Origin of the sequence: Bacillus sp. DJP31 (genome assembly GCF_049310945.1) — a bacterium.
Classification (GTDB): domain Bacteria; phylum Bacillota; class Bacilli; order Bacillales; family SA4; genus Bacillus_BS.
In genome coordinates this window covers 1-26,767 of the sequence record NZ_JBMERO010000029.1, presented here as the reverse complement: position 1 = coordinate 26,767, position 26,767 = coordinate 1, and the positions used below count along the sequence as shown (strand labels likewise).

Here is a 26,767-nt window from a genome sequence, read left to right as displayed (position 1 = left end):
GTGAATATGTTATGTCACAAATAGATATATCTTAACTCGACTGTATCACGTTGTGATATAGTATTCAAGAGAACTCTTCCTGTTTTTCAAAATTTTACCCAGATGCCGAAGCTCATAAGTTGATTCTTCATTGAAAACGAAATGAAAAAAAGCAGCTTCGCACGAGATAAGTGCTTAAACTGCTTTTCGAAAGTAAATTATCCTCTTCGTATAAACATTTCCTTTGATTTTATCCGTAAGTCTTTAAGCTGATATTTATAACCTACTATTTGAGTAACATTATAAATTAGGTAGCCTATACACGTACCTATCACATTACAAATTACATCATCAACGTCAACCGTTCGGACCCTTCCTCCTGCTAGTAGTTCTAAGAACTGGATAGTTTCAATACTGATTGACGTTAAAAGACCCAATAGCAAAGTATTTTTTATACCTATAAACTTATCGGATAACAGGGGTGCTAATACACCCAGAGGCATTAATAGTAAGATGTTACCTCCTACATTTCTAAGGATTAGTCCAATCATGAATGCCACATCGCCATCATAAGCTATGCCTATTAGTTTAATATCTTTTACAATAGATACAATCGGAATAAGATTTAAGCCCCTTTTTATACTTTCTACATTAAAATCAATCCATAATGCTAACGGAAATAAGGTCACTGAAACAACCATAAGTATGTAAGAAATGAAGAGGAATCTTACAGTCTCTTTGAACCAAGATAATGGACTGTTCCTACTAAAATTGATAGCTAGACTAATCCCACGTCCAAGAATATAACTTATTACCCCAAAAAAAATAATTGTGCTGCCATTAATTAAGTACAATTGCATATTCACTTCTTTCCTAACTATTCAGTGTGCCAAGGAGCCAGAATTCAAAATTCTCTACCTTAGTTGTCCAACCGCCCATACCAAATTTTATATAATTTCCCTGTTAAGACTTTTAAAAATAGTGAGGGTATATTGGACACTGTCCCTTATTTTGGACTCCTTCATCGAGTGACATATTAAAGCAAAAGCCTTACTCCTTATAGAAGTAAAGCACCCGTTAGTAAAAAACTTTATGTTCTCACAATTTTTTTTATGCTTTTAAATAAGTTGGTAAAAGACCAAAAGAAGTCTTTTTAATGTACTCTAAATGTCTTTGTAAGTTCAAATCGGCTTGTCTTAGTTTTTCATCAAACCATATTTGCACCTGAATCAATCCATTCATTTTTTTATTTTTCATTATGAAGAGAACTGACAAATCTTGAGGATTTTTAATAATATATTCAGTCAACTTTTTTTATACTAATGATGCTTGATTCAGGATCTAGTTGAATAGGAGATGGTTTGAAAAAGATTTCTTTAAAAAATACAAAAAGAAAAAGAACAATAAAGAGTAAAGTAGCCATTACAAAAACATCTAAATTGCGACGTTTCCGATCTCCATTTTCTTGAACCAATTCTCTATATTTTATTTGCAGTCGTTTTCTTTCCACATCAACCTTCATAGACACACCACCAAATCAATTTATATTTATTTTACCATAAAACACCTGTTGTTTTGCCCGGAAATGATATAAAAAATAAAAAAATAGTGCCAGAAACCTTCCATTTTATTGGATGGTGCCTGGCACTTATTTTGGCACTTATTTTCAAATCCACGCTTGATTAAACACCACTATAATATTTTCAGGGAGAATCAAGCTCCCCTCCATATATTAAGGTCAAGTGAAACTTCATGAAAAAAAGCTCGGTACTTTAGCAAGCTTACATATGGTGCTTAGCTGAAAATATTGATGCCGTACTCTTAACCCATTTGCATTTTGATCACTTCGATAGAATGGCAAAAAAGGTGCTTTACAAAAGGATCCCCGTTTTTTGTCAACCTGCCGATCAAAAGAAAATTGAATCTTGGGGCTTCCATAACGTCTTTTCTATAGAAGAAACCTTTCAGTGGGGTGAAATCGATTTTAGAAGAATTAGTGGTCATCACGCAAAAGGGATCGTATCTATACTGCTAGGTCCAGTGTCTGGTTATATTCTTAGCACCCCAGAAGATGGTTCACTATACATCGTAGGGAATTGCATTTATACGGAGCAAATCAGTACGGTGATTAAGCAGTATAAGCCCAGAATTTGCATAGTTAATGTCCCAAGGGCTCAGTTGATATTGGGGACTATTATTACAATGACACCTAAAGATATTATTAAAATTCTGAATATATCTCCCTTGACGAAAATTATAGCCGCCGTTCATATGGATGCCATTAGTCATTGTACGTCAACACGAAAAGATCTGTATCAATACCTTGAAACTCATCATGCGCTAGATTCTGTGATCATTCCAAAAGATGGTGAACTAATTTATATTTAGGCGTAAAATAAACTTTACTTTATGTATAGTTTTTAATACACTGTGCATATAATACTTTACAAAGTGTAAAATGGAATGTACAGGAGGAGTAAACCGTGACCTATCAAGAAAAGAAGAGCATCGTATCGTTAATTAGCACCATACTCATTTTTGGATTTTATTGCTTGTACATGTATCCGCAGTATCCCCATGGGTCACTGGAGATGACCGAAACCTTTCACTTTTGGGGTTCCTTCGTCCTCATTCTGACTTTGATTTCAATATCTGCTCATATCATTGTCAGCATTATTTTTAACATCGTTTTTAGAATTACGACCAAAGAAAAGGAACCAAATTTTGCAGATGAACTCGATAAGCTCATTGATTTGAAATCTTACCGAAATTCTTTCTTTGTGTTTATCCTCGGCTTTCTTCTTGCCATGGGATCACTCGTCCTTGATCATCCGTCACAGGTGATGTTCATGATCCTGATCGCTTCCGGATTCATCTCTGATGTGGTCGGCTCCGTTTCGAAACTTTATCACTACCGGAGAGGAGTCTAATATGAGCAAAAAACTTGTCGGCAATCACATCCGAAAATTACGATTCAACCATGATGAAATGACACAACAGCAGTTGGCTGACAAGGTGGGCGTAACAAGACAAACGATCGTGGCCTTAGAAAAGGGAAACTACTCCCCATCTCTGGAACTAGCTTTTCGTCTTGCACTGGCCTTCAACTTACCGCTTGAAGAGGTTTTCTTTTATGGGGACAACAAAATGATGTAAGGACGATGACTGTTATGCTTTACTGTTTTTAAACTTATGTAAAGTGGGGGATAAGAAATGAATCCAAACCAGAAAGCTGCAAAAATTGTAGGAGTACTGTTTATTCTTGCATTTGTTACGGCGGTAGCAGGTCTTACTTTATACGATCCTATCTTAAACGGTCCTGATTACTTGATTAAAGGTTCCATTCACGCCAACCAGGTGATATTGGGAGCATTAATGGAGTTAATTCTCGTTGTATCAGTGATTGGCACTGCAACAACAATGTTCCCAATTTTAAGAAAGTATAATGAAACAATTGCTCTTTGGCACGTTTGCTTCAGGTTTCTAGAAGCGATAATCATAACTGTTGGTGTTATTAGTGTGCTGTCTCTATTGACCTTAAGCCGGGAGTTTGTAGCAGCAGGTGCCACGGATGCCGCATCCTTTCAAGCTTCAAGTATCGTATTAAAAGCAGTACATGACTGGACTTTCATGCTTGGCCCCCTTTTCATGTTAGGAATAAATACAATGATGTACAGCTATATCTTTTATAAATCCAAGCTTGTTCCCAGGTTTATATCGATCTTGGGTATGACCGGAGCAACTCTTGTCTTTATTTGTTCCTTGTTAGTCATGTTTGGTGTCATTCAACAGGTTTCTGCTTGGGGTGCTATTTTGGCGCTGCCAGTAGCAGCAAATGAAATGATTTTAGCCGTATGGCTCATTGTGAAAGGATTTAATGAATCTGCCTTTGCTTCCTTTTCTTCCAAAAACGAACGCGACGAGCTAGTAGTAACACACCCTTCTAAAAAGGCGGGATTCTAAGATGAAAGCAATTGTAGCAACCAAATACGGATCACCAGACGTTCTACAGCTCAAAGAAGTCGAAAAACCAATGCCCAAAGACAATGAAATTTTGGTAAAAGTGCTTGCGACAACCGTCAATGTCGGGGACTGTAGAATGCGAAGCTTTACAGTTCCCCCCCTTTTCTGGCTCCTTGGTCGAATTGCTTTAGGTTTCAGAAAACCAAGAAGCCCGATATTCGGAATGGAACTTGCGGGTGTTGTTGAAGAAGTGGGCAAAGATGTAACGCGGTTCAAGGCGGGTGACCAGGTGTTTGCATCAACTTTCAAGGTAAACTTTGGTGCTCACGCCGAGTATAAATGTCTTTCCGAAGAAGGGGCGGTGGTAGAAAAACCGAACAATATTTCCTATGAAGAAGCGGCCACTCTTTCTATTGGAGCAAATACTGCACTGTATTTTCTCAAAAAAGGCAACATCCAGCTGGGAAATAAGGTTCTCATCATTGGTGCTTCGGGTAGTGTAGGTACTTTTGCGGTACAGCTTGCCAAGTACTTTGGGACAGAAGTTACAGGAGTATGCAGTACCGGGAATGTTGAAATGGTGAAATCTCTTGGAGCCGATAAGGTCATTGACTACACGCAAGAGAATTTTACGAAAAACGGCGAGACCTACGATATTATTTTTGATGCGGCAGGTAAGACTACCCTATCACAATGCAAAAGTTCGCTGAAAAACAAAGGTTATTATCTTCACACTGGAATGGTAGGATCAGAGGTAAAAGTGCTATGGGATCGGGTAACAACAGACAAGAAAGTCATCGGTGGAACAGCAGTTCCAAACAAAGAAGAACTAATTTTTCTCAAAGAGCTTACTGAGACTGGCCGGCTGAAACCAGTTATTGATCGCTGCTATCCGCTGGAGCAATTGGCCGAGGCACACCGTTATGTCGATCAAGGCCACAAAAAAGGAAATGTTGTTATAACTTTGAATCATTCTAACAAAACCTAAGACGCAGCAGGACGAGGTGCCTGTCCCGGGACAGGGGGACAGGTTCATTGACCCACCTCAAATCTGGGACGAGGTGCCTGTCCCGGGACAGGGGGACAGGTTCATTGACCCACTTCAAATCTGGGACGAGGTGCCTGTCCCCTTGTCCTACCCTTGTCCTGGAATAAACAATCCGCCAATCGCCATGGCCGTTAAGCTTTCCCACTCACTTGCGACGAGAAAATGAATCATAGCCCCACTGCCTGTCAAATACTCAAAGATGACTCCAGCCAGCCATAATACGATAAATTGATTCCGAACTGGATGAATGGCTGTGAATATCAATTGATGGGTACGGTAATTAGATTCATTCGTCCCCATCGACGACCAAATGAGAATAGGCCAAATCCATGTAAAGGGTAAAACAAAATTTACTACGTTATCGATTGGCAAAAATAATCCTAGTAGAATTAGGACCAGTGCGATTACGTACCACCATAAACGTAATCCTTTGAGCATAAGACGCAGTTCCATGGATAATGTATTGAAATAATTAGATTGACCTTTTCCATTTGAAAATGGTGTTAACTTTATTTCAATGTTATTCCTATGTACAGGCTTACTATTCAGTTCCGCGTTACCCATTTCTTTGGGTTTACCTTTTTTATTTATTTTGGCAGACCGTGTTAGATCAAATCGATGAAAAAAAACAGAAGCTACTGCTACAATCCCTACTGCCACAGCTAACCAAAGATAACGTTCTAAAAACATCAGTAAAGTCCAATCTACACCGTCCAATCGTATGTTAGTAAATCTCCCTTTAACGGGCTTATACCTGAAACATGGTCACCCTCATTTTGGGAGACCTCGCATTCGCTTCGCTCGTCAGTCTGTTAACGATCGGAGAAAGTCCTAGCATATCCTGGCTAGAATGAATTGCTGTCGTCGAAAATTTAATCACTGATCCCCATAAAATTAAATAAATAAAATTTCCTATTCCATTACGTAACAATGGTACAGATTCAAAAAAGATCGCTATTGAAGCAACTAGAGCCATAGTCGGCAAGGTGGAGTAAATAAACGGAAGCAAGAGTTTCACCAAATCAATCGTATACTCTTCCCCTCTAATCAGTTGCATGGCAAGAGCAGATACAAATAGAACCGCAACAAGCGACATCAAGAGAACAAAGTTACTCCACATTTTGCCCATGGCGTATATCCACTTGCTGATCGGGGTCGTTGCAATTATTTGTCCCACTCCAGTTTGCACATCTCGTTCAATTGTATTTTTCGCGAGATAAAATGCAGGTAGACTTAAGAGCATGCTAATACGGCAATCGCACTGCCTATCCAAGCGGAGTTATATATGCCACGTATATCGTGTAGTGATAAAGTTAAATAATTGTCACTACTTGAAGGAATGTACTTAAACACAATAAAAACCGATAGAAGTACTGTAATCAAAAAGCTGTATCTACGAACCCTTTCTAAATAATCAGCCTTCATCATATGGTAAAGTATACGAAGCGATGTCATACCGTTGTTCCCTGCTTATTTGCGGAAATGTAATACAAATAGGCATCCTCCAATGTCGGTGTCACCAAGCGACTTTCTGCTGAAGGCTGAATATCGGCAATAACCCTCAAACGCACACCTTCACTACTTTGAATGGTGCTGCTAATTAACAATTGATTGCGCACTTTAAGCCATGTATCATTCGCGATCAACCACTCCCACACTTTCCCCTCCGCCGCAGCTATTAATGTGCTTGGAGCAGCCTGGATCACGAGCTGTCCTTTATTAACAATCGCGATATCAGTTGCGGTTGCCTCAAATGGTTTGTGGGTGTTACCTCTATTAATTTGTTTCTAAACTCAGTGGGTCAAGGTACCTGTCCCTATGGTCTTCCTATGGTCTTTAAGAACTCTGTAAGCTAATAAATACGTTGAAAATCGGTACCAGGATGGTCGGTGACTATACCATCTACGTTTAATTGCTGTAAATATATAACCATTTCACGAGACGAAACGGTCCAGGTAAAAACTTGCCAGTCCATTTGTTTTGCTAATTTCATAAACTGAAAGTCTACTGCATGTTTATAAATGCATACAAACGTGGCATATTCATCTATCTCTTGTATTTTCTTTTTAGATAAGCCAGTAGTGTCGCTTATAATAATTCCTTTAGGAATAGAGGGGAGAAGGGTGTGGAGCTCTTGAATTGCTTGATGATCAAAGGATTGAACAAGAATAGGAGCATTTGTGGAATTGACTATGACCCGTTTAGTTAGTACACTTGCAAGTTGTTGCGTGATTCCGGGATAGAGAGAGGGCTCTTTCAGTTCGATTAAGATGCCAATTTTTCCTTCGTAGCGATCTAATACAATACTAAGTGTTGGTATTCTTTCTCCAGCAAAACGTTCACTGTACCAAATTCCCGCATCGAGCTTTGCTAATTCTTCATAGGTGAAATCCTTCACCATCCCCTTACCGTTTGTGGTTCGGTCTACCGTAACATCATGAATGATGACCAGCTCTCCATCCTTTGACATTTGAACGTCAATTTCTATATAATCTGCTTTCATTGTAATAGCCTTGTCGAATGCCGCTACCGTATTTTCTGGCGCTAATGCCGACGCCCCTCTATGAGCAATGAGCAACGTATTTTTAGTGATGTCAACCTTATAACTTTTACCTTGAAAAGTTACACCACTCAAAACAATAAATAAGGAGAGCGCCAGGAATATTAAAAGGAATGTTCTAATAATAACCATCCTCTCAATTTGACATATGATTCATGGTTCTATAGCCTGTTTTGATTGTCTTTTTTCTGGAATAACTCTTAATGAGATCGCACATCTTTAGGGGGGATTACTGCAACAAATTGCGAGTATTTTCATCAAGAAATTCATCCTATAATCATCTATATGCATGCCCTCCTACAAAAGTTCGATATTTAATAGGTAAAAAGAACGAGCACGATTCCTATATACATCCAGAATATGGGCTAAAGTTAAAAAACGAGGAGTTGCCGCATGCGTCTTATCACCTTATTCCGGGCGTAGGTCATTTCACACCTTTGGCAGCTACTAAAGAATTCATTGCCATTCTTACCCAACATCTAAACCATACGTAAGGACTAATCTTTTTCGTGTCTGTTTCACAAAACACAGTCAAAACAAAAAGGTAACACCCCCTCCATTCCATGGTTTGTGGGTGTTACCTCTATTAATTTGTTTCTAAACTCAGTGGGTCAAGGTACCTGTCCCTATGGTCTTTCTGTGTTTAACATCTGATCATCAATATATTGGATTACATTATTTGTGCAATGTCGAATGTACTTGCTATCATCAAATAATTTACTTAGCATTATGCCTCCTTCTATCACAGCAATCATATAGCTACACACCTCTTCAGGATCTATATCTTCTCTAAATTCTTTATTCTCGATTCCTTCAATAATGATTGCCGTTAACTTTTCCATGAATATTCTCATTGCATGTTGAGCGCGTTTTTTTAGGAGTGGGTGTCCATCATCGCTTTCTATGGCTGTATTTAACATCGGACAGCCTCCTTCTAAGGAGTTCCCTTCAATAATATCTATATAAACGTCACATATTGACAGCAGTCTCTCTTTTGAGTTTGAGGCAATTTCTAGTGCTTTGGAAAGAGAAGCGAGAATTAGCGAAAATGAATAGTCAAAAGCTGCTAGGGCAATTTCATCTTTATTTTCAAAATGATTATATATTCCGCCTTTGCGAATACCGCAACGATCTATAATGTCAGATAGGGAAGTGCCGGTGTATCCCTTTGTATTAAATAATCCAGCAGACTCACGTATGATGTGTTCTTTGGTTATCTGTCCTTTATTCATGTTAAAACCTTCTCTCAGAAAAAGTACCATTTGGTCTTAAATAGTATACTACTTTTTGAAAAGCAAGCAAGAATACATAGACTTGGTCATTTTAGTATGAAAAAATAGATTGCAGAATGGTTTTAAATATGTTATTTTAAAACAGACCGGTCGGTATTAAAAATAAAGAGGAGCTGTTCATGATGCAAAAAAAAGGCATTACTGTTCGAGGAAAAGAAACGTACTATCTGGATTCTGGCAAGTTGGATTCTCCAACCGTTCTCTTTTTACATGGTTTCCCTGAATCCTCATTGCTTTGGGAAGAAGCCATGATGGCACTCCAGAAGGATGGCTACAGAGCTATTGCCCCTGATCTTCCTGGTTTTGGACAAAGCGAATCCTTCGATGAACCGTCTACTTGGGAGCGTTATATGGAATTTATAAGTGATTTCACTGCAGAACTCGCCATTGAACAGTTCCATCTTGTCACACATGACTGGGGGGTCCTTATCGGAACAAGGTGGGCATGCATACACCCCGAGCGTGTGCAAAGCTTAATCATTTCAGATGCTACCTTTAGTCCTGATTATTTATGGCATAAAGATGCATTAAGTATTCGTTCTCCTTTCGGAGGGGAGCAATGGGTTGCCTATCTGCAAAACAAACCAGTATTTAAAGGTTTTATGGAAAAATCCGTTCCGAATGTATCTCAAGCCATTGTTGAGGATTTTTATCAGTTGTTTTCAAATCCTAGTAAAGGCAAAATCATTCTAGAATTATATCGCTCAGGAGATATGGAGAAGCTCGAAACGTATCGTGGACGCCTAGCTGAAGTTCTTTCCATGCCAATCACCATTATTTTCGGGGAGCACGATTCCTATATACATCCAGAATATGGGCTAAAGTTAAAAAATGAGGAGTTGCCGCATGCGTCTTATCACCTTATTCCGGGCGTAGGTCATTTCACACCTTTGGAAGCTAATAAAGAATTCATTGCCATTCTTACCCAACATCTAAACCATACGTAAGATATCCTGGATGATGGACTAATCATTTTCGTGTCTGTTTCACAAAGCACAGTCAAAACAAAAAGGTAACACCCCCTCCACTCCATGGTTTGTGGGTGTTACCTCTATTAATTTGTTTCTAAACTCTCAGTGGGTCAAGGTACCTGTCCCTATGGTCTTCCCTATGGTCTTCTCCCCCTGCTATTCATCTTCAAAATCATCTTCTCGATACTGCACAGGCGCTTTCCCTTTTCCAATCTTTAGATAAGGCTGAAATGGCACTGATTCTAGCTCGCGAATATGTTCCATTTCAACAGTAAAGGTCCATTCATCACCATAATCGAATAAATACAAAAACCTTTGACCTGATTCTAATCCAATATCACCAATTCTTATTTTAGACGCATTAGGGTGCCCAAAATTATCATATTCACAAGCAATACAGTCATTCGACCACTTTATTCCATCCATAAAAAATGAATAAAGATGATCATTATCAAAATTAAATGAATCAATGATCACTTTGTGTAAGTGATTCATCGTATGTTGACCGGATAAAACAACCTTTCGCCATATCCCACTCGTTAAAGACACCTTAAAGGTATAGTGACCATCAACAAACATCCACTTCTTCCTTGGCAGAGTTCTTTGAATTGATTCATTTGGAAAAAGGCCAGTAAAAGGCTGAAAAAAAGATTCGGAACTTTGGTCCTCCTCCATCATCTCAAAGATAGCATCGACCATTTTCTGGGGTATCTCTCCAAACATCATATCTTCCAATTCAGCTCCAGGAATCGGATTAATCTCTCCACTCTCTCGTCTATGAGGAATATTCCATAGTCCAAAATTCCGGTTCAGTAGTAAAACCGGGATAACTTTTGCTCCAAACTCTGTTAACTGAATTGATTTCGCAAAATATTGATTCTTTAACCAATACGAAGCAATACGTTCTTGATTAATCTCGCACACCCATAATCCTAACCATTCAAAATAAAGCAGAAAATAGCTCCAACTATCTAACTGGTAGTCTTGATTCACTCTTGTCATCTTTTCGTCATCATATAACAGGAGAGAGTATCCGGATTTCTTTTTGCTTAATACGTAGAGTACCTTCTGAAGTGAGAAGAATCGTGTATTAGTACGTTCATTGAGAATCCTTGCCCAATTCACATCTACCCAAAAAGTTTCAAGTAAAAAGAAATATTTCTCAATATCTAGTAATTCCTTGAATTGCTCTGCTCTTTCCGATTCTTTTAATTGTAATTTCCCCGCTTTACCGGGTACTTTCTCCAATATCCTTCCGCCTAGGGCAATATAATAGAGAAAGTGTATGTATGGGTAATACTCTTGATCCATATAGGGTGTTGCATCCTGATTCTTTACAGATAGCTGATCATTAATAGCAATCAAGTGCTTTCTTGAAATATACTCATTCGTTTTTGTTAGCTCTACTTTATGACTTCGAATATAATCGACAAACCGCTCAAAATCCTTAACAAGAGAGATTGGAAAAAAGCTAGATTCTATAGGGTGTACTAACTTCGTTTCTTTTCCAATCTCACTTTTCTTTTCCGAAGCTCCAAAATCACCCCATAGATCTTCCAAAGACATCTGTTTCGTATTCTTATTATTGTTATTCATCTCAATTCCGCCTCTCAAACGGTATTATAACAAATGAACCTGTCCCCATGTGCGACGAAATTAGAAATAACAGGTTTATAAAAACCACACTTAAGTAAAAAAAGAGAGTATTGGTAATTAACTCACAAATAAGTGGTGACCTGTTAAAATATGTTATATACTGAACAAAAAATGTGTAATAAGAAATAAGTAATCAATGAGGAGGTAAAAAAATGTATTGGGAGACTCTTCCTACCTGGTTTTGGATCATTTACTACTTATGTTTGTTAACTTCCTTGGGAACAGCAATTTTTAGTGTTATTCGAAAGAAAATTATAGGTTTGTCTATTATCGCCATTTTTCTTACAATGACTGTCCCCCTAATTAGTTTTCTCAACAGCATGGGACGAGCGGAGGGGCTCAATGAATTTGAACATTTAGTTAATCATTTACAACAGGGATCTGTTTGGTCTTTTTATACAATCTTAGGTTACGTTTATTTACTTATTTGGTGGGTCTTGCTCTTAAACAAAAGCAAAAACGTGGCACCCTTGGTTAGGAGCGAGATGAATGACCGTCAATAACTCAACCTGCTGCGGGCCAAGCTGCATGTCAGCTACTTGTTCACCAATCGGCCCATCATGAACAAGTCCTGTATTTCCAACGATTTGAACGGGCATTTCAGTGAGGGGAGATGGATTAAACAGAACCTAAATGTCCCTGTTTTATTTGGCCCGACTGAAAATGCCGTTTTTAATCAACTCTTTTCCGCTTTAATGGCTTATGTTCTATTCAAAGACATCTAAAGGTAGAGTATTCGACAAATTATCGTTTATCTCTTTTCAAAGACAGCTACTAAAAGACAACTTGCCTATTGACTGGCGTTTTAAAATGGCTCTTATTTTGATTAAATACAAAAAATCCCAAGTTATAAATCTGTATAATTCCGGATAATTAACACCCGTGACATATTATTATACTTGAAATTGATGACTATTGGCATCGAATTAGTCGAAGATTAATAGATTTTTTAGAGTGCGGAGGAAGGGCTGCATTACCTATCAATCCTGTCCTCCGACTTTCTATAAAACAGAGTGATAAGCACCAAAATCATTCTATTTACCCGACAATTTCTAATGAATACCCTGTCATTTTCTCGATTTCTGTACTTACTTTCAATTTTTCAGCTTCGCTGGGAATCGAAGTTACTTTGACAGTAACCAGCGATTTACCAATATGGATGGAAGGGTTTTTTACCATTTTCCAACTTTCAGGGATGAATTCTGTCGTTATACGGATGATTTCATTTTGCTTCGGTTGTTGAGCAAACGTTACAGGCATTCCAATTCGATATGAGAGTTCTTCTAAGTCAGGTTCGTGGTGCATGGCAACTTCTGGCGAGATGAAGTGAACTTCCATGAAAATTTCCCCATTTTGATCCCTTATTCCTGTTTTATAGATCGTTATTCCCCTATCTAGAGCCCACATCTTCGCTTCTTCAATGGCCTTATTATTTTCCATTCGTTTTGAGGGAGTATTTGCTTGGTATGCATGCTTGTTGGTAGAAGTTTGTATGGATAATCTTTTATCCTCTTTAAAATGCAAATCAAACCCTGTGTCCTTTTTAAACTGATCAATAATTGTTTGAGCATCTGTTGTTGGTCGAGACACAGGAATCACAACTGTTCGTTCATTTAGGTGAATAGATAGAGAACCTAACGATTTACCTAACATTTTAGAGAGCTTTCCTTGTAATAAATCCTGACGAACGCTATCAGAAAAGTCGATCTCCCAGCCTGTCGTCTTCCGAATAGCCACAGCAGCTTCGATCCGCTCCAGCTCAGATACTGCATCTGGAAAGTCAAAGTAAATCGTTATCCTTTCCTGTGAAGTCCCAAGGGAGTCAACTCCACAACGGATAAATCTTGCGTGATCTCCCATATACACACGAACAGCATCCATTGCAAGGTTTGGATTTACCTTAAGCCCTTGAATAGGAAGATTCAAGTCCTTTACTAATTGCTTAACTTTTATGTTGAAGGTATAAAGTCCAAATCCACGCTCATCTGTAATTCGATATTCATTAGGCAAACCTTGTAAAACCAAACCAACTGCCAGTTGTTCCTTTAGTGATTCTACCTGTAATCGTTGGAATACTTCTTGAAGTGAAAGGGTTTGTTCAGGCAATACACTCCAATCTATCACCTCGAGATAGGGTCTACTAAACGTAAATACTTGATCAGCCGCCTGTTTTAACTCATCCATTGAGCGATTCCAGCTTCCGAATGTTTCTACGACTTGTGACAAATTTAACTTCACTTGTTTTCCTTTTAGAGTCTGGCAAAATAATATGCTTGCTTTTAAGTTGAAGCCTGTACAAATTGCAAGTTTAAATGTATTTTCACTTTCAGGGCGATACAACAATAGATGACCAACCTTTTCCTGGAGTTTTGCGTTTGATTGGTTGCTCTGATAACGTTTCCCTTTTACACCTTTTCCCGAATCTCTTTTCTCAAAAGGGTACGTTTCTCCGTTTTCTACTAGAATAGGATGATGTTTCGGGTCAATTTGACTTGCTAGTTGACTTCTAGCTTCATCATCACCATGAACTAGCAATACATAGGTTGGATCTAGTGACTCAATAAAGCGTTTGATCTCGTTTGAATCAGCATGTGCCGAGAGACCGTATTTCCCAATTCGGCACTTAACTGGGTAACTTGTTCCATTTAACTCAAGAAAATCCCCATTCCCTTCAGCAATGTTTAATAGTCTCCGCCCAGGGCTCTCCTCATCCTGATATCCCGTTATAAAAATAGCATTCTTTTCATCCGATATAAGCCTCTGTGCATACCACGAGCTTGCTCCACCTATTAACATTCCGGATGACGCAACAATACATCCTGGCTTCCCCTTTAGAATTTCATCTCGTTCCTTTGGGGACACCGCCTTACACCTTCCCTCGGTTAAAAAAGCATCACCGTTGTTTTTAATACGATGGGCAACAGGCCCTTTCAGGAAGTGAGGATAATTTTTATAAATTCGGCTAATCGGTGTGACAAGTCCATCCACATAAATAGGAAACTCCGGAATAAGTCCTTTATCCATGTAATCTTGTAGCACTAATAATATTTCTTGTGCACGCCCAAGAGCAAATGCTGGAATAAGAGCAAATCCACCGTCAGAAATCACCTCAGAAATATGATTAGCAAGATTTCTTTCCTCTGTATTTCGATCCGTGTGAATTCTATTTCCGTAAGTAGACTCCATCACAACCACATCAGGGTTAATTCCGTGTGGGACTTGAGCTCCTGGGATGGTTCGACCCGCATTAAAGCTTAGATCACCCGTAACTAGAATGGTTTCACCATCGCCCTCAAGAAGAATCATAACGGCACCCAAAATATGTCCTGCCCGGTAAATAGTAACGTTAACATTCCCAATCCGTAGAACTCCACTTGCAGGAAAAAGGAGAAGAGACCCAAGTAAGCTGTTAACCTGATCTTCCGTGTAAGGAATTAGTGTATTTGTTTGAATACAACGTTGTTCCAGAATTTTATATGAATCCTTCATCATAATTTTCATCAAATCAGCAGTTGGTGGCGTAGTATAAACAGGCGCTTTCGGATAGAGCGAATGTATGACTGGAAGTGCTCCAATATGATCGGCATGTGCATGAGTAACAAGGACAGCATCAGGATCACCAAGATTTTCTAGCATTCCAAGAGCTGGCATCGGATCATCCGCATGCATTCTCATCCCCGCATCAATCAATAGGTTCGTCCCCGCTATCTCAATGTGCAAACAAGTTGCACCAACCTCATTTCCGCCACCTAAAATACTTACCTTCAAATTCCTTACCCCTTTCAATGATCAAATTTTATGTCTTATGGTAGTGTATTTCCAGCCGTACGATAAGCTCGTACCATTCTTCCCTTGTTAATGTAATTTCATAAGCTTTCGCGATGTCTCTTAAACGCCCTAGTTTCATGGAACCGACAACAGGTTGGATTTTTGCAGACCTGCCATCCTCATGCAACCTAATGAAATTTCGCCTACCTCTATTTGACGCTCGACTCTCCTTTTCTATAAATCTCGACATGTAACTTAACACAACCTTTTTCTATTTTCAATAGTTTTTATGATATAGTTAAGTTAAATCAAAAGGAGGTTTGACATATGAAAAAATCAAAGGATCCAGCCATTACTAAGCAAGTTAATGAACAGTCCCAGCCTTATTCTGACATAAATACTGACCCCAGCCGTGCTTTGATTGATGAGCAATATGAAATCATAAACGGAATCCGCTATGACTTACTACCATCCCCTACCGTTAAACACCAACTTCTTGTCACGGAAATTTTGAATGCTCTCCACATCACGTGTCACTCAAATGGGATACTCCTTGTCGCTCCAATCGATGTTTATTTAGACGAAAAAAACACATTTCAGCCTGATGTTATTTTTATTATGAATGAGAACATATCAATCATACAAGACGATAAAATAAGCGGTGCACCAGACCTTGTTGTTGAAATTCTTTCACCAAGCACAGGCAAGAGAGATAAAACAACGAAAAAGGAAACCTATGCCCGCTTTGGTGTGAAAGAATATTGGATTGTTGATCCGATTCATCAGACCCTTGACCAGTTTCTTCTAAACAACCAAAGCTTAAACCTGTACGCGACACTTATTCCTGGTGACTCGTTGAGATCTCCACTCTTTTCTTGCATCAATATTGACATTGATACACTCTTTCAAGATTTACTTTAACGGATATCCCTCCACTTAATTTTCATTAAAAAATTTGGAGATGGGCTATCAAATGGGGAGAGCAAGACAAGATTAATAGAGAATAAGTCAATTTTAATGGATGATGGTTCAATCATCGGCGGGTAAACATAAAAGAGCTTGGGAATCCCAAGCTAATTTATTTATTAATTAGGAAGATTTTTCCAATACATCTTCATCTAGCTGTACGTTATTATTACGAGCTTTGATTGCTGCTTTGAAGAAGATCGCAACAATTGCTACAGTAATAATTGCAGCAGCAATGTATGAAATGGTCATTGATAAGCCAAATCCAATTTGTGCGTTTAGGATATAAGTGAATACTGTCATGGTCATGAAGATTGCTGGGATCATGGCAATCCAGTATTGTTTCTTCGCGATGAATAAGTACATTGCACCAACCCATAGGGCAATAACAGCCGTTGACTGGTTAGCCCATGAGAAGTAACGCCATAAAATCGTAAAGTCAACAAATGTTAAACGACTAAAGTCGTATATCAAGACTGAAGTCTTCTCAAAGTCCTTGTGCTAAAAGCATACTAAATTAGACTAAACTCATTCTTCAATCTTGAATATTTCATCTTTTCCCTCACTAAACTGGTTAGCTATATAGTTTCTAATAATTTCCTCAGTGACATTGCCAACTGTTGCACAGAAGTACCCTCTTGCCCACAAATGTTGTCCCCAGAATCTTTTCTTTAGTTCTGGAAATTCATCTTGTATAAGCCTGGATGATCGTCCTTTTAGGTACTGCATAATCTTACTTGGCGCAAGGCTTGGAGGACACGATAATAACAGGTGGATGTGATCTTTGCCCACACTTCCCTGCAGAATAGTGATCCCTCTGGCTTCGCATCCTTGCCTTATTAGCTCTCGTGTTCTTTTGGCAATTAATTGGACCATGCAAAACCTTATACCTATATTTTGTGACCCAGATAACGTGGTATTTTATATCAAATACAGCATGACTACTTTTTTGATAACCGTCCATACTTCACCTCTATTGTAGTATGGACATTTAAAGATAAGGCTAAAAGCGTATACCGTCTAAAGACGGTGGATTTAAACCACGCATTTGTAAATTAAAGTATAAGCGAATTTATGTTTTATCTAGCATCTTGATAAATTTCAAGATGCCTTTTTTGTGAACAAAATGAACAAAAAACACTTTACGATTTTTATACGATTAATTTTGAAAACGGTTACATTTCTATGTCGAAACTTTTAGAATACTTATAAGAGCTTTAGTTACAGAAAGGACATGGAGGTTCTTTATTAAAAATAAAGAAAGGAAGGAAGATGATAGCATGGGGTTTAAAAGATTGATAATACCGATTGTATTTATTTTAATTACCCTTTTATTTTTTATCGGAACACTTAATTTACCTAAAGCAAGGCTTGGGGATCCAGAAGGTCCTATGTATTTTCCAATGATGGTTAGTATATTTTTATTTATTGTTAGTGTCATCTATCTCATAAAGGAATATAAAAATTCGTATCCTCAAAATGAGGAAATACAATTGCTTTTTAAAGGTAGAGCCCCTTTATCTTTATTAATTGTTTCAACATTAGTATTATCCTTTATTTATGCACTTATCTTTGAAAAATTAGGATTTTTAATTTCTACGATACTATTTTTGATGGCCATATTATTTATCGTAAATGGAAGAAAAAAGTGGATTGTAAATATAAGTGTATCTGTGCTTTTTAGCTTAGGAACGTGGTATGCGTTCGGTACACTTTTAGGTGTTAGTTTACCATAGTATAGGGGGGAGAACATGGGTGTAGAATTTCAACAAATACTTGATGGTTTTGGCACGGTGCTTCAACCAGAAAATATTTTATTCATCGTTTTTGGAGGATTTTTAGGAACAATCGTTGGTATGCTTCCAGGATTGGGACCAGCAACAGCGATTGCTGTTTTGATTCCTGTTACATTTGGAATGGATCCTACTAGTGCACTAATTTTAATGGGAACCATCTATTATGGTGCAATGTATGGTGGGTCATTAAGTTCCATATTAATCAACACACCTGGTGATGGATCCGCCATTGCAGCCACATTTGATGGTTATCAAATGGCAAAACAGGGACGAGCCGGCCCAGCGATTGCTATTGCTGCAATTGGTTCACTTATCGGTGGTACGTTTGCCATTATCGGCTTTATGTTACTCGCAAAACCACTTTCTGATCTAGCTATACAATTTGGACCTGCTGAATACTTTTTATTAATGTTGTTCACCCTTTCAGCTGTCGTATCTTTATCAATAGGTAATATGACTAAGGGATTTATTTCTATGGCGTTAGGATTGTTACTAAGTACAATTGGGATTGATTTGCAAACTGGAGTTTATCGATTTTCATTTGATATCGTCCACTTAACTGACGGAATAGACTTTTTAGTTATTATTATTGGAATTTATGCTGTAGGTGAAATACTCTACAACTATTTAACCATTGATAATCCCCTGGGTGAGAAAAATAAACTTGGACGAATCTGGATTACAAAAGAAGATTGGAATCGTACTACAAAGTGGCCAATGCTTCGTAGCTCGCCTTTAGGTTTTTGGTGGGTATTTTACCCGGTGCTGGTGGGGCGATTGCTTCGTTACTTGCTTATAGTACAGAAAAGCAATTATCAAAGCATCCTGAAGAATTCGGGAAAGGTGCCATTGAAGGTGTTGCGGCGCCTGAAACAGCTAACAATGCGGCATCAGTTGGTGCATTCGTTCCACTTCTAACAATGGGGATTCCTGGTTCTGGAACAACAGCCGTCATGCTTGGAGCCCTTGTTATGTTAGGTGTAAAACCAGGACCTCTTTTGTTCGAGAGTGACCCAAATATGGTATGGAGTTTGATTGATAGTATGTTTTTAGGGAAAATATTCCTAGTTCTTATTAATATTTTAATGGTTGGCGTTTTCGTGAAAATTTTGGATGTTCCACCGAAGGTTCTTTATCCAATCATTTTAGTCCTGGCGTTCATTGGAGCCTATACAATGAAATACAGTATGCTAGACTTCTACATTTTAATTATTTTTGGAGTTATTGGATTGTTTATGAAACTCTATGACTTCCCAATTGCCCCTCTCATTCTTGCATTAATTGTAGGAACTGATATGGAGCAAAATTTCAGAAAAAGCATAGTAGCTTCGGACGGCGGTATTGGAATTTTCTTTGAATCGCCGATTTCCATTATTTTATTGATTCTAACTGCGCTGTCACTTTTCTATCCTCTTATCGTCAATAAAAGAAAACAAAGAGCGTGAAGAAACCAATAGAAAGAGAGCGACTGCCCAACTGGACGGTCGCTCTCTTTCTAAATTTATCTTCAAGTACCATCTTTTTTTCTTCTTCATAAGACTATCTATGAACACTGGTATTCTTTCTTAATGAACGAGTATCTAGTATCTTACCTTTACTCGCTGCAACACTTTTTCCACAAACCTCTTACAATTTTCCTTATCCTTTTGCTGAGGCATTAGCTCTATCTTTAGGGTTACGGCCAAATTTGAGTGGACATGAAGCATATCTCTAAACAGGTCGACTGCACCACAATAGTAGGGATAGCATTTATCTCCTGTGCCAAAAACTCCCGTGACGGAACGAGTAAGCTCTCCCTTTTCAAATTTCTTATAAAGAGGCAGCATGTCCTTTGGTATTTCTCCGCTTCCCCATGTGTACGATCCGATGAGAATCATATCATATTTCTGCAAATCTACCATTGTAAGCTGATTGATAGGGAGCATGTCTGCCACCAGGTTCTCTTCTAGTAAGGAATCATAGATCATTTGTGCTAGTGTGTAAGTGTTTCCTGATACAGATGCATAAATAACAACAACTCTATAGCTCATCGAATCCATTTGCTTGGGAAACCTTTGTATAATTCCTTGACTTTTGCTCAAAGAAATCTGACTTTGTTCCATTTATCATCTCGTCACTAAAAACTTGAATCCACGGCATCGGGTTGTCACGATCCTCATAGTAATTCGCTAGTCCAAGCTGACGAAACCTTTTATTAGCCAAATACTCGAGATAACCTTCAAACTCAGTTAAATTAATATCGGTCATATCCTTTAAAATATGCTTCGACCATACCTTCTCTAACTGGACGGATTGGTCAATTGTTCTGTAAATATATTGGATGTTAGCTCGACTATTTAACTTTGGATTTTCCGTTAAAAGAATACGGATAAATTGAGAGATGAAATAGGCATGCTGCATTTCATCCCGCTGAATATAGCTAATCATCGTACTGGTTTTAAGCATTTTCTGCTTTCGGGCAAGGCTATAGAAAAAGGCAAACCCAGAATAAAAGTAAATTCCTTCTAAATTAATTGAATTAACAGCTAGTTCAAATAAATGCTGAGGGGATGGTTGCTCCCTGAACCTTTCATAGGCATCTAAAATTAATTCATTACGTTTTTGTACGATTGGATCATCTTTCGCCTCGTTAAATCGCTCATTTTGTTCACTTAATGGGACAAGTGAGCTCAGAACATAGGAATAGGATTCATTGTGTACAGCTTCCTGCTGTGAAATGACAGCAAATATCGCTTTGAAGCTTGGGTCGGTCACATAATCCATCACCTGACTCATCATTGGTGTTTGCAAGCTATCAAGTGAGGCAAGCTGTGTATTTATCCGTAAGAATACATCCTTTTCCACTACAGATAATTGATCCCATTCCTTTACATCATCTTGCATATTAATTTCTTGTGCTTTCCAAAAGTTTGATAACAGAATTTGGTAAAAGTCGTACATCTGGGGGTAAGCAATATCGTTCCAATTCAGAATACCTGAAGCTTGTCCATTTATAATCCCCGTTGATTTATTTGGAAACTCTGGGTTCAGTAGTTTTATTTTTGATAAAATGCTTGAATTCATATTAACCTTCTCCTTAGCTATGACAAGATTCACATTCTTCTATTTCTGATTGGGATGTACTTCTGACGTAATACGTCGTTTTCAGTTTTTCCTTCCAAGCAAGCATGTGTAAATGTAATAGATCTTTTGCCTTTATATCATGGCGGACGTACAGGTTAAAGCTAATCCCTTGATCAACATGTCGCTGTCTCGCTGCATTTTGTCTAATACTCCACGTTTGATCTAGTTCATGTCGGGCTCGTCGATAATAGTTATATGTGACATGATTTAGATCTGGTGCAGTTACTTTAAATTTAAAGTTCTTCTTTTCTTCAGCATATTCAACAGCATACAATGGGTCGATTCCATCAGTGGATCCTCCAATCTTTGCCGTTGAAGAATTAGGTGCAATGGCCATAAGCCAGCCATTTCTTATTCCATATTGGCTAACATCTTGTTTGAGATGATTCCACCTTTCTGATTCATATCCTTTCCGATTAAAATATTCACCCGTTTCCCACTCTGAACCCTTAAATTGGCTGTAGGCTCCTTTTTCGTTAGCTAGATTCATAGAGGAAAGAATCGTGTAGTAGGCAATATCCTCTGAGAGCTTATCTGCATACTCAACCGCCACGTTAGACTCCCAATGGATCCCTTCTAAAGCTAATAGGTGATGCCAACCAAAAGTACCTAATCCTACTGCTCGAAATTTTTTATTAGTTACCTCGGCTTGCCCAACTGCTATCGTGTTTAAATCTATCACATTATCTAGCATTCTTACTTGTACCTGAATCAATCGTTCTAGAACTCTAGATCGAACAGCTCTCGGTAGATTAATAGAAGACAAATTACAAACAACAAAGTCTCCTGGCTTCCTCACCATTACAAGATTTCCCTCTTCATCCTGATACTCTTTCACAATGACAGTTGGGGACATATTTTGAGCGATTTCCGTACACAAATTACTACAGTAAATAGATGTTCTACCTTTAGTAAGTAAATGCTTATTCGGATTTTGCCTGTTTACTTCGTCTCTGTAAAACATATACGGAGTACCTGTTTCTAGCTGAGCTACCATGATTCTAGACATGATATCCATGGCTCTATAGGTTTTTCTAGGCAGAAATGGATGATTCACCGCTTCTTGATACTTGATTGAAAAATGCTTTTTATCGTTTTCATCATAGAAATCCTCAAGACCCAGTGGTCTCCCTTGTTCATCCTTCCAACCCATGACCTGTTTCACCTCATGTGGACAGAAGGTATGCCATACGCCCATACTGCGTCCACTTTCATCCTGCACCTCAAGCGTTTCCATGAACAAATCAGGTATTGAAACACCCGTGAATATATCATGAGCTTTTCTTCTTTCATCTCCATTATTCGTTTTTAGCTCAAGGAAACCATTCATGATATCTTTATGAAAAATATCCAAGTAAACAGCAATGGCTCCCTGTCTTTGACCAAGCTGATCCACACTTACAGCTGTATTATTGATGAGGCGTATCCAAGGGACAACTCCAGATGAATTAGCCTTAAACCTTTTAATATCAGACCCTAAAGCTCTTACTTTCCCAAAATAAATACCGATACCCCCGCCGTCCTTACTAAGTCTTGCCGTATCAAAGTTATTTAAATAAATACCTTCAAGGGAATCGTCAACCGTGTCAATGAAACAAGATGATAATTGGCCGTAGCTTTTACCTGCATTAGCCAAGGTTGGGGTAGCCACGGTCATATACAAATTACTTAACGCCCAATAAGCCTCTTTAACAAGGTTTATTCTCAGTTCTTCTGGCTCATTCATCATCAAAACCATTGCAATAATCATAAATCTTTCCTGTGGCAGCTCGTAAATATTTCTCTCATAATCCTTTGCTATGTAACGATCAGCGAGCAAGAACAAGCCGATATAGTTAAATAAATAGTCTTTTTCTGGATCTATTTCATCAGCTAAACCGGCAATCTCCTGTTCAGAATAAGAGTTTAGTAGCGCGTCTGAATAAATTCCAATCTCGGTTAGCACTTTGAGTAGCTGTAAGAAATCACCATACCTTTGCTCAGGCTTATAGCCTCTATTTTTACTAGCCTTCAAATATAACTCGTTAAGGTAAAGATGAGCAGCTAAATACGTCCAATCAGGCTGACCCATCGAAATATGATGTAACGCAAAAGTCATTGCCTGTTTATTCAATTCTTCCTCAGAAAGAGTGAGTTTTGATAAATGCTCTCGCAAGCTAGAAGTATCAATACTGTACTTTTCCTCCGCTTTCCAAATAACAGTCTTCACTGAACTTAATATTAAATCCTTAACTTTAGTATCCATACCCATCTCCTCCTATCTTCTTATAAAACAAAAAAACCACTCAGCAGAGTGGTAATAAACGATAACAAAAAATAGAAGGACCGAATCTTCTCCTAAAATGCCACCGTTTAATTTCTCCAACCCCGAAAAAATTAAAACTTATAAAGTTAAGACAGGTCTCCTGACTCGTGCATCGTCCTACTTTGAGTCCTTCCCGTTAAAAAAACACAGTGGGTTACTCATTTCGTCCACACTTACAGTTGCGGGGGCAGTTCTGGCTTTTAACCAGATTCCCAATTAAGCCTATGGCATCTTAACTTAAGGCGAATACAATATGTAGTTATAAATCATTATTAAAACAACGATATATAGTACTGTGTCTAATAATAAAGAATGCCGACATCATTTTCAATATAAAATTTTGTTTTGTCGAGTTTTTTTCTAGAGGTGTAGATAGTAATTATCCATATCCAGTCATTATAAATAGTGCGACAACAGAAATTGTTGGAATTGCTCAATGTCATAAAGATAAGATTACAAAAAATAACATTTAACAAATCAATGATGAAAACTTGTTAGTATGGAAATTTATCATGGCACAATTTTATGGAAACCATGAAAAAAGACAAAAGGATGCCCGGGAGTGCGTTTCCATTTTTTTACACACCCCTAGGTATTCTATTCTTTTGAGATTACACGGTATTATAAACGATTAAATTTTCCTTGTTAATTATCAGATACAAGGTCTTTGGTTAAAACAATTTTTATTCGCTCTTAATCTAGTCTTACTTCGATTAAACTTTCTTTCTTTGCGTATCGGACTTCTGTTTCGACTTACTTCTTCCATTAGCTTTTTATACAACGCCTTACGTTTCCTAGGGCTTTTTTCTAAAATGATTTGTACCAACGTATTTTTCAATTTACCAATAAGTATGTTCGTGTTGACTGTGTACTCATACTTTAAATTTTTGTGTTTCTGTTCTTCGGCTATCAATTCATCTGCCTCTTGTTTAACTAGGGAGGCCATGTTAGATAGAAAGATAGACGCATAAAAGTCTTGTTCAATTGAAACAGGTGTATCCCCAGTAAATTTTTGAATTTGCAGCTTATTCTTTAATTCATCATACTTGGTCTCAATCCCCCAACGTTTGAAATATAGGGATTTGAAAGCTTTAACATCCATTGCTTCGTCCATTAGGTTGGTGATTAAAATTTCCTCAATGCCTGAATCTAACTCGAATTTCAATACACGTAAACATATGCTTTTTCCTTTTCTATCAAACCTAATGGTTTGATCAGATAATGACGGTTCAATCATCTTCTTATATGAGTTGGTAGGAATTCTGATAACAAATTTTATGTTAGATTTATCGAGATAAAAAAAGAAATCAATTGAAGGATAGCCACGATCAAAGAGGAGAAGATCATTCTTTGAGCCACTTTCCTTCAACATTTCAATCAGTTGCACAGCTACACCACGCTCACCAGTCGAAAATTTTGTAATTATTGCTTTGACAATCATGTTATTTTCGATATCATATATACAGGATGCCATAGCTCGTGCAAGCTCGACCGACGTGCCTTTAGCGCAGTTATAAGAATCCCTTAATCTTTTAGAGTTGTTTATTTCAAAGATTGAAGCATCAATAGCACATAAGCGATACCCCATAAATGTTTTGTAATCATTTCGGTTATAGAACCAGTCAACGATCGTACGATTTAATTCTATAAATGCCTCTGGTTTAATCTTCTCCCTGGCTGCAGAAAAACCTTGTTTACTTATAGCCATTTCACCTTTATGAAACAATTCGAAGAATTGGTCTAGTTCAAACTGAAGACTTCTTCGAACAAAATTAAGCATAAATAGGATTGTGCTCTTAAAATTAACCTTGTTATTTCCTTCTCGAGTGAAATAAGTTGGTTTCACTCTTGAGTCGCACATGAAAATGAAATCATCCAGTTGCTTTTGTATCACCTCTACCGCTTCTAAAAACTTACTTTTTCCCATAAAAAATCACCACATCTCGATTGATATACCTAAAAATTGGTATTCAAGTCGATTATTGTGGTGATTTTGAAATGTCAAGATAAAATTTAACGATATTCTGAACATTTACGCACAAATTAGTAAATTTCATCTATAAAGTACATAAACCCATTTTATGGAATACTAAGTTTATGACATTGTGGAATTGCTGACAACAAGATTAGCCCCATAAACATATATGTGTTAACTATATGTTTTGATTCATGAGAAATTTCATCAAAAGACATTGTATTTCTTCTACTACTAAGAACGCTAACCAAGCAGATTAGAAAGACTGCACCAATAATGACCAAAGGGATAAAGATATTAATGGGTGCGACTAATTGTTCAATTGGGGTAAAGCCTACGACAATTAATAATATTGGGATCGCTTCTACAACAGCGACCTTAATAAAAAAACGAGTCTGTTCTTTTTGAAACGACTCAATGTTAATTTCCTTGCCTTCTTCCACTTTCGAATGAATATGTGACATCAATTTATTGAAAGAGACCAGTATCCCAACATCAGCAATAACGGTTGCGCTGACAAATAACCAAGCAGGATTTATCATTTAGTACCTCCTGAATAAAAGTCTTAAATTAGTGGATAATCTTCCAGGTTCACAAATCGAAATCCTCTTTGTTTAAGTACTGGTATGGCAAGCTTTATTCCCTCTGCTGTTTCACTATCTGGTTTATTCATATGCAGTAACACATTGGACCCAGGTTTTGCATTAAGTATGGCATCTCTCACTTGTTCCTTTGAAAAAAGTTGCCCCAGCATCCCCCAGAACATTGTAGTTAACTACTTGCTCGCCTATCTCATTGACAAATCTTACCCCAACTTCGTCATAGAAGGCAGTTCCCGAGCGAAAAAATTTTGGTGCCTTACCCGTTAATTTCTCTATACTACGATAGTTAGTAAGCACTTCATCTACAATTTCACTTACTTTCTCAGTTCCTTTAATTCCCCATGCAGAATTTCCGTTTATAGATAAAGGCCGATGTTCTGTGCCATGATTTTCGATTTCAAATAATGGAATACGATTTAATGAACAGGCCGTCCAGCGTTAATGCAATCACCTTTTCATTAGTTTCTAATTTTGTCTTCACCCGTGTCACCCGCTCACCCCATTCCCTTCGAACTTGATACTTATTATCTTGGTCAGACGTGTAACTTATAGGAACTGGAGTAGGGCTTGAATCTGTTTGAATAACCGTATACCCTATCATTTGTATTCCATCTTTAGGTTGAGTAGTATTTTCGTCGTCGCCCTGTAGCAATGTTCTTTGAGGTTCTACGCTGTTATCAAAGGGTCGATTTTGTTCTTTATGGGGTCCTACCAACAAAACGCGGAAAACATACGCTAAGCAAATTTTGAGGAAGCATGGGAC

At 37.9% G+C, this 26,767-nt stretch carries 29 protein-coding genes, 3 pseudogenes and 1 riboswitch; of the genes and pseudogenes, 11 read left to right on the top strand and 21 right to left on the bottom strand.

The genetic code is table 11. From position 1 onward, the window contains the following. Positions 1-197 precede the first annotated feature (197 nt). Positions 198-839, bottom strand: coding sequence for a VanZ family protein (locus ACOI1C_RS19020; protein ID WP_422512162.1), 642 nt, complete (start codon positions 837-839; stop codon positions 198-200). Between the two features lie 440 nt (positions 840-1,279). Then, a complete protein-coding gene (locus ACOI1C_RS19015) occupies positions 1,280-1,501 on the bottom strand; it encodes a hypothetical protein (protein WP_422512161.1) in 222 nt (73 codons plus the stop codon). A 263-nt stretch (positions 1,502-1,764) separates the two neighbouring features. On the opposite strand from ACOI1C_RS19015, the gene ACOI1C_RS19010 reads away from it, so the two are divergent. From ACOI1C_RS19010 to ACOI1C_RS18990, 5 genes are all read left to right on the top strand, one after another. Then, positions 1,765-2,367 (top strand): MBL fold metallo-hydrolase, encoded by a 603-nt coding sequence (locus ACOI1C_RS19010; RefSeq protein WP_422512180.1) that lies wholly within the window; start codon positions 1,765-1,767, stop codon positions 2,365-2,367. Positions 2,368-2,462: 95 nt separating this feature from the next. Then, positions 2,463-2,909, top strand: coding sequence for a hypothetical protein (locus tag ACOI1C_RS19005; RefSeq protein ID WP_422512160.1), 447 nt, complete (start codon positions 2,463-2,465; stop codon positions 2,907-2,909). A 1-nt stretch (position 2,910) separates the two neighbouring features. Further along, on the top strand, positions 2,911-3,135 hold the full coding sequence (locus ACOI1C_RS19000) for a helix-turn-helix transcriptional regulator (RefSeq protein WP_422512159.1): 225 nt from the start codon (positions 2,911-2,913) through the stop codon (positions 3,133-3,135). A gap of 57 nt (positions 3,136-3,192) precedes the next feature. Beyond that, positions 3,193-3,942, top strand: coding sequence for a DUF4386 domain-containing protein (locus tag ACOI1C_RS18995; RefSeq protein ID WP_422512158.1), 750 nt, complete (start codon positions 3,193-3,195; stop codon positions 3,940-3,942). 1 nt (position 3,943) lies between these two features. Next, the gene (locus ACOI1C_RS18990; RefSeq protein WP_422512157.1) at positions 3,944-4,930 is read left to right on the top strand and encodes an NAD(P)-dependent alcohol dehydrogenase; all 987 of its coding nucleotides are present in this window, start codon (positions 3,944-3,946) and stop codon (positions 4,928-4,930) included. A gap of 147 nt (positions 4,931-5,077) precedes the next feature. On the opposite strand, the gene ACOI1C_RS18985 is transcribed toward ACOI1C_RS18990, so the two are convergent. The 5 genes from ACOI1C_RS18985 to ACOI1C_RS18965 all read right to left on the bottom strand — a co-directional run bounded on the left by ACOI1C_RS18985 (position 5,078) and on the right by ACOI1C_RS18965 (position 7,682). Continuing rightward, the gene (locus ACOI1C_RS18985; protein ID WP_422512156.1) at positions 5,078-5,680 is read right to left on the bottom strand and encodes a hypothetical protein; all 603 of its coding nucleotides are present in this window, start codon (positions 5,678-5,680) and stop codon (positions 5,078-5,080) included. A gap of 58 nt (positions 5,681-5,738) precedes the next feature. Continuing rightward, positions 5,739-6,119 (bottom strand): hypothetical protein, encoded by a 381-nt coding sequence (locus tag ACOI1C_RS18980; RefSeq protein ID WP_422512155.1) that lies wholly within the window; start codon positions 6,117-6,119, stop codon positions 5,739-5,741. Positions 6,120-6,223: 104 nt separating this feature from the next. Continuing rightward, on the bottom strand, positions 6,224-6,445 hold the full coding sequence (locus ACOI1C_RS18975; protein ID WP_422512154.1) for a hypothetical protein: 222 nt from the start codon (positions 6,443-6,445) through the stop codon (positions 6,224-6,226). Then, the gene (locus ACOI1C_RS18970) at positions 6,442-6,648 is read right to left on the bottom strand and encodes a hypothetical protein (protein WP_422512153.1); all 207 of its coding nucleotides are present in this window, start codon (positions 6,646-6,648) and stop codon (positions 6,442-6,444) included. The genes ACOI1C_RS18975 and ACOI1C_RS18970 overlap by 4 nt, the downstream gene beginning before the upstream one ends. Positions 6,649-6,842: 194 nt before the next feature. Continuing rightward, positions 6,843-7,682, bottom strand: a complete 840-nt coding sequence (locus tag ACOI1C_RS18965) for a glycerophosphodiester phosphodiesterase (RefSeq protein WP_422512152.1) — start codon at positions 7,680-7,682, stop codon at positions 6,843-6,845. A gap of 110 nt (positions 7,683-7,792) precedes the next feature. On the opposite strand from ACOI1C_RS18965, the gene ACOI1C_RS18960 reads away from it, so the two are divergent. Continuing rightward, a complete protein-coding gene (locus ACOI1C_RS18960) occupies positions 7,793-8,044 on the top strand; it encodes an alpha/beta fold hydrolase (protein ID WP_422512151.1) in 252 nt (83 codons plus the stop codon). 132 nt (positions 8,045-8,176) lie between these two features. On the opposite strand, the gene ACOI1C_RS18955 is transcribed toward ACOI1C_RS18960, so the two are convergent. Continuing rightward, a complete protein-coding gene (locus tag ACOI1C_RS18955) occupies positions 8,177-8,782 on the bottom strand; it encodes a TetR/AcrR family transcriptional regulator (RefSeq protein ID WP_422512150.1) in 606 nt (201 codons plus the stop codon). A 179-nt stretch (positions 8,783-8,961) separates the two neighbouring features. Here ACOI1C_RS18955 and ACOI1C_RS18950 point away from each other — a divergent pair, with 179 nt between their 5' ends. Next, positions 8,962-9,789: an alpha/beta fold hydrolase gene (locus tag ACOI1C_RS18950; RefSeq protein WP_422512149.1), complete on the top strand. Its 828-nt coding sequence runs from the start codon at positions 8,962-8,964 to the stop codon at positions 9,787-9,789. 180 nt (positions 9,790-9,969) lie between these two features. On the opposite strand, the gene ACOI1C_RS18945 is transcribed toward ACOI1C_RS18950, so the two are convergent. Further along, positions 9,970-11,409, bottom strand: a complete 1,440-nt coding sequence (locus tag ACOI1C_RS18945) for a plasmid pRiA4b ORF-3 family protein (protein ID WP_422512148.1) — start codon at positions 11,407-11,409, stop codon at positions 9,970-9,972. Positions 11,410-11,621: 212 nt separating this feature from the next. On the opposite strand from ACOI1C_RS18945, the gene ACOI1C_RS18940 reads away from it, so the two are divergent. After that, positions 11,622-11,972 carry a hypothetical protein gene (locus ACOI1C_RS18940; RefSeq protein WP_422512147.1) on the top strand — a complete coding sequence of 117 codons (351 nt, stop codon included), beginning with the start codon at positions 11,622-11,624 and terminating at the stop codon, positions 11,970-11,972. Between the two features lie 535 nt (positions 11,973-12,507). Here ACOI1C_RS18940 and ACOI1C_RS18935 read toward each other — a convergent pair. Both ACOI1C_RS18935 and ACOI1C_RS18930 read right to left on the bottom strand, forming a co-directional pair. Further along, on the bottom strand, positions 12,508-15,237 hold the full coding sequence (locus ACOI1C_RS18935) for an MBL fold metallo-hydrolase (protein ID WP_422512146.1): 2,730 nt from the start codon (positions 15,235-15,237) through the stop codon (positions 12,508-12,510). A gap of 28 nt (positions 15,238-15,265) precedes the next feature. Beyond that, entirely contained in the window at positions 15,266-15,487 is a 222-nt protein-coding gene (locus ACOI1C_RS18930; protein ID WP_422512145.1) for a hypothetical protein, read from the bottom strand. A gap of 77 nt (positions 15,488-15,564) precedes the next feature. On the opposite strand from ACOI1C_RS18930, the gene ACOI1C_RS18925 reads away from it, so the two are divergent. Further along, positions 15,565-16,158 carry a Uma2 family endonuclease gene (locus tag ACOI1C_RS18925; RefSeq protein ID WP_422512144.1) on the top strand — a complete coding sequence of 198 codons (594 nt, stop codon included), beginning with the start codon at positions 15,565-15,567 and terminating at the stop codon, positions 16,156-16,158. Positions 16,159-16,326: 168 nt separating this feature from the next. Here ACOI1C_RS18925 and ACOI1C_RS18920 read toward each other — a convergent pair. Next, positions 16,327-16,656: pseudogene (locus ACOI1C_RS18920) on the bottom strand (carbon starvation protein A); the annotation flags it as partial. Between the two features lie 75 nt (positions 16,657-16,731). Further along, a pseudogene (gene tnpA / locus ACOI1C_RS18915) lies at positions 16,732-17,167 on the bottom strand (IS200/IS605 family transposase). 316 nt (positions 17,168-17,483) lie between these two features. Between tnpA and ACOI1C_RS18910 the strand changes: the two are divergent. Both ACOI1C_RS18910 and ACOI1C_RS18905 read left to right on the top strand, forming a co-directional pair. After that, positions 17,484-17,939: a tripartite tricarboxylate transporter TctB family protein gene (locus ACOI1C_RS18910; RefSeq protein WP_422512143.1), complete on the top strand. Its 456-nt coding sequence runs from the start codon at positions 17,484-17,486 to the stop codon at positions 17,937-17,939. A gap of 120 nt (positions 17,940-18,059) precedes the next feature. Then, a pseudogene (locus ACOI1C_RS18905) lies at positions 18,060-19,444 on the top strand (tripartite tricarboxylate transporter permease). A 135-nt stretch (positions 19,445-19,579) separates the two neighbouring features. Here ACOI1C_RS18905 and ACOI1C_RS18900 read toward each other — a convergent pair. From ACOI1C_RS18900 to ACOI1C_RS18865, 8 genes are all read right to left on the bottom strand, one after another. Further along, positions 19,580-20,029 (bottom strand): flavodoxin domain-containing protein, encoded by a 450-nt coding sequence (locus tag ACOI1C_RS18900; RefSeq protein ID WP_422512142.1) that lies wholly within the window; start codon positions 20,027-20,029, stop codon positions 19,580-19,582. Then, positions 20,019-21,062 carry a ribonucleotide-diphosphate reductase subunit beta gene (locus tag ACOI1C_RS18895; RefSeq protein WP_422512141.1) on the bottom strand — a complete coding sequence of 348 codons (1,044 nt, stop codon included), beginning with the start codon at positions 21,060-21,062 and terminating at the stop codon, positions 20,019-20,021. The genes ACOI1C_RS18900 and ACOI1C_RS18895 overlap by 11 nt, the downstream gene beginning before the upstream one ends. Before the next feature lie 13 nt (positions 21,063-21,075). Then, positions 21,076-23,367: a ribonucleoside-diphosphate reductase subunit alpha gene (locus tag ACOI1C_RS18890; protein ID WP_422512140.1), complete on the bottom strand. Its 2,292-nt coding sequence runs from the start codon at positions 23,365-23,367 to the stop codon at positions 21,076-21,078. Between the two features lie 133 nt (positions 23,368-23,500). After that, a riboswitch (cobalamin riboswitch) is annotated at positions 23,501-23,677 on the bottom strand. Between the two features lie 402 nt (positions 23,678-24,079). Further along, positions 24,080-25,354 (bottom strand): IS4 family transposase, encoded by a 1,275-nt coding sequence (locus tag ACOI1C_RS18885; protein ID WP_422512139.1) that lies wholly within the window; start codon positions 25,352-25,354, stop codon positions 24,080-24,082. Positions 25,355-25,506: 152 nt separating this feature from the next. After that, positions 25,507-25,944: a hypothetical protein gene (locus ACOI1C_RS18880; RefSeq protein WP_422512138.1), complete on the bottom strand. Its 438-nt coding sequence runs from the start codon at positions 25,942-25,944 to the stop codon at positions 25,507-25,509. Positions 25,945-25,967: 23 nt separating this feature from the next. Beyond that, the gene (locus ACOI1C_RS18875; RefSeq protein WP_422512137.1) at positions 25,968-26,156 is read right to left on the bottom strand and encodes a hypothetical protein; all 189 of its coding nucleotides are present in this window, start codon (positions 26,154-26,156) and stop codon (positions 25,968-25,970) included. After that, complete coding sequence (locus tag ACOI1C_RS18870; protein ID WP_422512179.1) at positions 26,107-26,364, bottom strand: hypothetical protein; 258 nt, start codon at positions 26,362-26,364, stop codon at positions 26,107-26,109. Before ACOI1C_RS18870 ends, ACOI1C_RS18875 begins: the two co-directional genes overlap by 50 nt. Before the next feature lie 37 nt (positions 26,365-26,401). Then, positions 26,402-26,767: hypothetical protein (locus ACOI1C_RS18865; protein ID WP_422512136.1), on the bottom strand; the 366-nt coding region annotated here is incomplete at its 5' end.